The organism is Succinivibrio faecicola, assembly GCF_019448115.1.
Lineage (GTDB): Bacteria > Pseudomonadota > Gammaproteobacteria > Enterobacterales > Succinivibrionaceae > Succinivibrio > Succinivibrio faecicola.
Window position 1 is genome coordinate 1 of the sequence record NZ_JAGFNY010000051.1, and the last position, 6,937, is coordinate 6,937.

General features: G+C 31.2%; 9 protein-coding genes. All 9 read left to right on the forward strand.

Annotated features, from left to right (window positions below; translation table 11 throughout):
• The first annotated feature begins 90 nt into the window (after nt 1–90).
• Nucleotides 91–360, forward strand: a complete 270-nt coding sequence (locus tag J5V48_RS09280) for a transposase (protein ID WP_219938306.1) — start codon at nt 91–93, stop codon at nt 358–360.
• Between the two features lie 56 nt (nt 361–416).
• Nucleotides 417–851, forward strand: a complete 435-nt coding sequence (locus J5V48_RS09285; RefSeq protein ID WP_219938307.1) for an IS3 family transposase — start codon at nt 417–419, stop codon at nt 849–851.
• Nucleotides 830–1,249, forward strand: a complete 420-nt coding sequence (locus J5V48_RS09290) for an IS3 family transposase (RefSeq protein WP_255557794.1) — start codon at nt 830–832, stop codon at nt 1,247–1,249. The genes J5V48_RS09285 and J5V48_RS09290 overlap by 22 nt, the downstream gene beginning before the upstream one ends.
• Before the next feature lie 156 nt (nt 1,250–1,405).
• Nucleotides 1,406–1,612 (forward strand): 4Fe-4S dicluster domain-containing protein, encoded by a 207-nt coding sequence (locus tag J5V48_RS10100; RefSeq protein ID WP_418896171.1) that lies wholly within the window; start codon nt 1,406–1,408, stop codon nt 1,610–1,612.
• Between the two features lie 156 nt (nt 1,613–1,768).
• Nucleotides 1,769–1,996, forward strand: a complete 228-nt coding sequence (locus tag J5V48_RS09300) for an integrase core domain-containing protein (protein WP_219938309.1) — start codon at nt 1,769–1,771, stop codon at nt 1,994–1,996.
• Between the two features lie 94 nt (nt 1,997–2,090).
• A complete protein-coding gene (locus J5V48_RS09305) occupies nt 2,091–3,056 on the forward strand; it encodes a glycosyltransferase family 92 protein (protein WP_219938310.1) in 966 nt (321 codons plus the stop codon).
• On the forward strand, nt 3,053–4,159 hold the full coding sequence (locus tag J5V48_RS09310; protein WP_219938311.1) for a polysaccharide pyruvyl transferase family protein: 1,107 nt from the start codon (nt 3,053–3,055) through the stop codon (nt 4,157–4,159). Before J5V48_RS09305 ends, J5V48_RS09310 begins: the two co-directional genes overlap by 4 nt.
• Nucleotides 4,152–5,615: a lipopolysaccharide biosynthesis protein gene (locus J5V48_RS09315; protein WP_219938312.1), complete on the forward strand. Its 1,464-nt coding sequence runs from the start codon at nt 4,152–4,154 to the stop codon at nt 5,613–5,615. The genes J5V48_RS09310 and J5V48_RS09315 overlap by 8 nt, the downstream gene beginning before the upstream one ends.
• Before the next feature lie 6 nt (nt 5,616–5,621).
• On the forward strand, nt 5,622–6,614 hold the full coding sequence (locus J5V48_RS09320) for a Coenzyme F420 hydrogenase/dehydrogenase, beta subunit C-terminal domain (protein ID WP_219938313.1): 993 nt from the start codon (nt 5,622–5,624) through the stop codon (nt 6,612–6,614).
• Nucleotides 6,615–6,937 lie beyond the last annotated feature (323 nt).

Here is a 6,937-nt window from a genome sequence, read left to right on the forward strand (position 1 = left end):
TCTGATTGCATGGAGAGCAAAATTATTTTATATGTTTTTTAAATTATTTGCTTGACAGATCGCCGTTCTCTATATAGTGAGGATAATAATATGGCACGTAAAAATAAGTATTCAGAAGAATTTATTAAGACCGCAGTTTCTAGAGTAAATGCTGGAATTGCTCAAGTACAGGTAGCTAATGAATTAGGTATAAAGCCTCAAACTCTTAGCCGATGGTGTATAGCAGCGAAAAAGGGAATGTCATTAGAAGAGAAAAACGAATCTGATGAAATCAGAAGATTGAAAAAAGAGCTAGAAAAAGCAAAAGCAGAGAATGAATTTCTAAAAAAAGCTGCGGCGTTCTTTGCCAAGAGCCTGTAGCAAAGTACGCATTTATCAAGAAAAGTATAAAAGACAGGCTAATAGGAAAAGGCACCATGATCCCTTTAAGAAGGGCAATAGCTCTTCTAGAAGTAAGCGTAAGTGGTTATTACAAATGGATCCTTTCTGACAAGGAACATAAAAACGGTGTTATTCACAGTGATGTAGAAGTTCTTATAGCAGTTAAAGATGTAATAAAGGAATCCAATAACACAGTTCCTGGTGCAGTAAGAGTTCATCACGAACTTGATAAAAAAGGATTTAAAGTTTCACATAAACGACTTGTGGAAATAATGCGAGCCAACGGCATATACCATAAGTACCATAGAAAATATGTCGTAACCACTGATAGCAATCATAATCTTGCTCGAGCAGAAAACCTAATAAACAGGCAATTTAATTCATTTAAGAGAATGAAGCATGGTGTGGCGATATTACATATATTCCCACTGATGAAGGGTGGCTCTATCTGGCTTCTGTTGTTGACATAGCTACAAGATGCCTTGTTGGGTATAAGTTTGGTGCAACAATGGATACAGATTTAATTTGCAACGCTTTATTGATGGCGATTAAAGACGAAAATCCATCTATGGGCACGATATTTCATTCAGACCAAGGCTCTCAATATTGTTCTCATCAGTTTCAAGAACTGTTGGTAGCAATGGGGTTGAAAACTTCCATGAGTAGAAGAGGACAATGCTGGGACAATGCTGTTGCAGAATCATTCTGGGCTACATTGAAAAGAGAATGTTTGCCTGCCTGTGGGGCATTTACTACAAGAAGTGAAGGAATAAAGGTGATCGAAAGATGGATTTCGTATTATAATGGCTTTAGACCTCATTCAGCATTGGGGATGAAGTCTCCATATCAATATCGAAGTCAGCATTAACTTTGATTATATGGGTAAAATTACGGGATAATTAATTCCACTTTTGGCCCCAGTTCCAGATCTTGGGGATGATTTATATTTAGATCATATAAGAGCATTTACTCTTTCAAAAATTGACAAAGCTAAGTAATAGAATTAACGTGTATGATAAAGAAGATGACTGATATAGACCTACCAATTCTTTTTAACCAAAAAGTGGAATGTTGTGGGTGTGCAACATGTTATGCTGTATGCCCTAAAGAAGCTGTATACCTGACAGAAGACGAAAAAGGGTTTATATATCCTAAAATTAATTCAAAAAAATGTGTAAGATGTGGCCTTTGTATAAAGATATGTCCTATTAAAGAGCAAAAACAAGATTAGAGGAAGCAAAATTTAATACTAGCAGTCATTCATGTCGTGTCGCATTGCATATAACGTGAAAAAGGATCATCCTTTTCATAAAAATGATATTAAGCATTTACTAGACCTTTATCTGTTGGTGTATAAGGTCTACAGTTCCAAGAACTGTTGGTTGCAATGGGGTTGAAAACTTCCATGAGCAGAAGAGGTCAAAGCTGGGACAATGCTGTTGCAGAATCATTCTGGGCTACATTGAAAAGAGAATGTTTGCCTGCCTGTGGGGCATTTACTACAAGAAGTGAAGGAATAAAGGTGATCGAAAGATGGATTTCGTATTATAATGGCTTTAGACCTCATTCAGCATTGGGGATGAAGTCTCCATATCAATATCGAAGTCAGCATTAACTTTGATTATATGGGTAAAATTACGGGATAATTAATTCCACTTTTGCCCCCTGTTCCATAGTGGTTAATTTAAAGATAATTGGATGACAGTTTTATGTGCAAAACAAACTCACGTTATTTTATATTTGATGTTCCAACAGAACCAGGCATAAAGAATGTTATAAAAACAGGAATTGCTGTTCTAAAGAGTATTATATATAAAGCTATATTGTTCACTGCTAATCCAAATATAAAAGAAAAAAAATATAAAGTTTCTGTTTGTGCAATTTTTAAGAATGAAGCCCCATATATTCGAGAGTGGCTCGAGTTTAATCACCTTGTAGGTATAGAACATTTTTATTTGTACAACAATAACTCTGAAGATGATTACTTAAAAGTATTGCAACCATATATTGATGCAGGTATGGTTACCTTAGTTCAATGGCCGCATAATCAAAAACAGATGGCTTCATATCAAGATTGCATAAAAAAATATTCTTGCGAGACGAATTGGCTTGGATTTATAGATATAGATGAATTCATAGTGCCGAAGTCTACAGATAATATTTATGATTTTTTAAAAACTTTTGAAAGAAAAGCTGGAGCTGTTAATATATATTGGCGATTATTTGGAACTTCTGGTTTTTTAGATCGGGATCTTGATGGTTTAGTTTCAGAAGATCTTACTGTTTGTTGGCCTAAATATTGTGATATTGGAAAATGTTTTTACAATACAGCATTCAAATTTGATCCTGATTCAAAGAAAAACATAAATCTTCATCATAAATTTTGGGCGAACCATAAAGGAATAGATATACCGCCTGTTAATATATTTAATCATATATGTGTTTGTAATAGAAATATTGCAGATTCATTTGATTTTCCAATTCAAATAAATCATTATTTTACTAAGTCATATAAAGAATACGCAAAGAAAAAAGAAAAAGGTGATGTGTATTTTACTATTAATCCACATGATGAAATGTATTTCTATGAGCATGAAATGAAGTGCACTAGTACTGATTATTCAGCCTATAAGTACATAGTAAAATTAAAGCTTAAATTTGGTAGAAAAGTATGAAAAATTATGATGTTGGAATATTGACTTTTTGGAATGTTCCTAATTATGGAACATTTGCTCAAGCTTATGCGTTACAAAAAATTCTTGATTATTTTTATCCTAATAAAGAAGTTAAACAGATTTCTCATTTAGATAAAAAACATTATGATTTTTACTTTAATTTAAAATCATACTATAAGAGTTTTCCTAAATGGAAAAGAACCTATTGGAAAGGTTTTTTTTTAAAGAATAGTGATTTTATAGAACGCAAAAAACACATATTTTTTGAAGCGTATGACAGAATTCCTCATACAGAGGAAATTTCGAATAAAAATTATCGTGAATTTAAATTTGATACTGTGTTTTTAGGTAGCGATATAATATGGGACTTTAGTTTAGAGCCTTTTAATCAAGATCCTATGCTTTTTGGAGGGAACATCAATGCAAGATCCATCAACTCATATGCAGCAAGCTTTGGTACTATAAAATTAGGGATGGATATTCCAAAATACGTATTGACATTGGTAGATAAGATGAATCACATCTCTGTAAGGGATGAAAACTCGGCAAACATTGTAGAGCATATTACAGGAAAAAAACCTGCTGTAGTGCTAGATCCTGTTTGGATTTGGAATTTTAACAATGATAGGGAGATTCTAAATCCATATGAGGAAGATGCATATATTCTCATTTATGGTCAGGATTTTACTGATGGTTTTATTAGAAATCTAGTAAAATATGCTAAAAAGCATAAACTAAAGACAATTGCGTTAGACTGTAATAATGATAGATATAATTGGTGTGATAAGTTAATAAAACAAGAAAATTTGGATCCTATGTTATGGATAGGATACTTTAAATCAGCAAAGATTATTGCAACAAGCACTTTTCATGGTATCACATTTGGCCTTCTATTTAATAAAAAAATAGCTTTTTGTAAAACAAATTTTATAATTGCAAAAATTGGTAAAATGCTAAAACAATTAAAGATTTACGATATTTTTAATGATGCAGATAATGTTGAATATATGTTCGATTATGATTGGGATTATTCATTTATAAATTCATATATTGTTCACGAAAGAAAAAAATCCATTGAATTTCTAAAGAAATCTTGTGAATAAAGGTATGCAATCAAATAAAAAAGCAGTTTTAAGTGGTGTCTTTTGGAAATTGTCGGAAGGACTTTCTTCACAGATTGTATCTTTAGTAGTTTCGATTATTCTTGCAAGAATAATAGCTCCATCCGAGTATGGAGTTATTTCGTTAGTTATGGTATTTATCACAATTTCTAGCGTGTTTATTTCTAGTGGCTTTGGATCAGCTTTAATCCAAAAAAAAAATGCAGATGATTTAGACTTCTCATCTGTATTTTATTTTTCTTTGTTTTTTACATCACTGATATATTTAACAATTTTTTGTTTATCAAGTGTTATTTCAAATTTTTTTGAAATGCCTATTTTAGAACCTTTGTTAAAAGTTCTGTCTGTTAGTATTATTATTATGGGGGTTAATTCAGTACAACAAGCGTATATTTCAAGAAAAATGAAGTTTAAAAAATTTTTCTATGCGTCTTTTATTGGAACTTTTTTTTCTGCTGTTATTGGAGTAAGTTTTGCCTTAAAAGGATTGGGAGTATGGGCTTTAGTAGCTCAGGCGTTGACAAATAATATTGTAGACACTTTTATACTATTTATTTCCATCACCTGGCGCCCCAAATTATTATTTTCTTATAAAAGATTAAAATCATTGTTCTCATACGGCTGGAAAATTTTACTTCAAAGCTTTGTAATTCAAATATATGCTAGTCTTAGAAGTATTATAATAGGAAAGTTTTATACAAGTTCGGATCTTGCTTATTTTACAAAGGGAAATCAATTTCCAAATTTGATTAGTTCAAATATTGATTCAGCAATTAATACAGTTCTTTTTCCTGTTATGTCAATGACGCAAGATTCATTAGAACGAGTTAAGTCTATGGCAAGAAAAACAACGCAAGTAACATCGTATGTAATGAATCCTATATTAATCGGTTTAGCTACTATAGCAGACTCGTTTGTTTTACTGATTCTTACTGATAAATGGCTTCCATGTGTTCCATATTTTAGAATATGTTGTTTTATATTGTTGTTCCGTGCTCCTCAGACTGCTATATTACAAGCAATCAAGGCAGTTGGAAGGAGTGATTGTGTTCTAAAAGTCGATTTTCCAATTAGAATTTTTGCTTTGATAGTTCTTCTAATATCTATACAATACGGAGTTTTATTTTTAGCTTTTTCTGAATTGTTGATTACTATTTTTGGTACTGTTCTATACGCTAGAGTTGCAAAAGAAATAATTGGGTATTCTGGTAAGGAAGTGTGTATTGATTTTCTTATTAATACTTTTTTATCAATTATAATGGGATTTTTTGCTTGGGTAGCAGGTTTAATTTTTCCTGATCTATCTTTATTAAAGATGTTATTTCAAATATCAATTGGCATCTTAATATATATACTACTATCTGTGGTAACAAAGAACGAAAATTTTTATTATGTTATTAATATATTATTAGAATCAATGAATCGATTAAAGAAATAGTTTTGTATGTTTAAGAATATAAAGCCCTTAGTTTATGCTGTAAAACACAAGAATGGTGATGTAATAAAAAACAGTTCATCTGGAGGTGCATTTACTGCGTTATCAGATGTTTTTCTCAAAGAAGGTAATGCTGTAGCGAGTTGTATTTATAATTATAGAAACGATAGGGTTGAATTTAGAATATATGATGATGTCGAAACAAGAAATCTAGCTAGAGGATCAAAATACATTCAAGCAAATATAGACGATGGATTCAAGAAGTTGGTGGTTTGGCTTAATGATAATCCAAATAGGAATCTTTTAGTTGTTGGCTCAGGATGTCAAATGGAAGGTCTGAGATTGCTTTTAGAATTCAAAAAATTAAGAGAAAGAGCCATTTTGGTTGATTTTATATGTCATGGTGCAACAAGTTCTGGTCTTTGGCAGGAATATATAAAGAATAAAGGAATTAAAGGTAAGATTGATTTTCTTTGTTTTAAAGATAAAAGAGTTAATTGGCATAATCCAACTGCTTTTGCAAAAGTAAAAGGAAAAGAAGTATCTATAAAAGACTTTTCTGAATGGTTTTATGGAGGATGGGCTATAAGAGAATCATGCTACGATTGTCCTTTCACTAAAATTAATAGAAATACGGATATAACCATAGGTGATTTTTGGGGAATAGAAAATGTTATTCCTGATTTTGCTGATCCTATGGGTGTGTCTTTGATGATAATTCAAAGTGAAAGAGGCTACTCTCTTTTTGAAAAAATAAAAGACTCAATTATATTTAGAGAATGCTCTCAACAGGATTGCTTACAGCCAAGATTAAAATCACCTCCAGATTGTCCCAAAGACAGAGAATTATTTTGGCACGATATTCAAATGAAAGGTTTAGAGTATTGTTCAAGGAATTATAAAGAAGTAGTTCCAGAGTATTTCTTTTGTCATTGTTTTATAAAAAAAGTAAAGTCGATTGCTAGAAAACTATTTCATTCAAGTTGGTTTAAAAAACTATAATTTTTCATACCCAAGATCTTAGTAACTAATTAAAAATCAAGTTTTTTTATTAAATTACTACCTGACAGTCAACCTGCTAGTAAAGTTCTTTAAAAATTTGATACACAAATCAATAAGTTAAAAAAAAATAACTTTTTGTTAAAACGACTGATTTTAGTCCCTAAACTCCCGTCACCCTAGTTTACAACATGGGTGACATTCCTCACAAAATACTCCAATTTAATTATTTTCCATTTGTTTTTTAAGTAGAAGTTACGCATCACTGAATATTTTAAGTTTTAATACTTGATAAACAAGCCAAAGTGATTCAAAAGATGAGACTA

Excerpts from the sequence above, each read along its gene's own strand:
- J5V48_RS09280 (WP_219938306.1), top strand. The coding sequence starts at position 91 with ATGGCACGTAAAAATAAGTATTCAGAAGAATTTATTAAGACCGCAGTT.
- J5V48_RS09285 (WP_219938307.1), top strand. The coding sequence starts at position 417 with ATGATCCCTTTAAGAAGGGCAATAGCTCTTCTAGAAGTAAGCGTAAGT.
- J5V48_RS10100 (WP_418896171.1), top strand. The coding sequence starts at position 1,406 with ATGACTGATATAGACCTACCAATTCTTTTTAACCAAAAAGTGGAATGT.
- J5V48_RS09300 (WP_219938309.1), top strand. The coding sequence starts at position 1,769 with ATGGGGTTGAAAACTTCCATGAGCAGAAGAGGTCAAAGCTGGGACAAT.
- J5V48_RS09305 (WP_219938310.1), top strand. The coding sequence starts at position 2,091 with ATGTGCAAAACAAACTCACGTTATTTTATATTTGATGTTCCAACAGAA.
- J5V48_RS09310 (WP_219938311.1), top strand. The coding sequence starts at position 3,053 with ATGAAAAATTATGATGTTGGAATATTGACTTTTTGGAATGTTCCTAAT.
- J5V48_RS09320 (WP_219938313.1), top strand. The coding sequence starts at position 5,622 with ATGTTTAAGAATATAAAGCCCTTAGTTTATGCTGTAAAACACAAGAAT.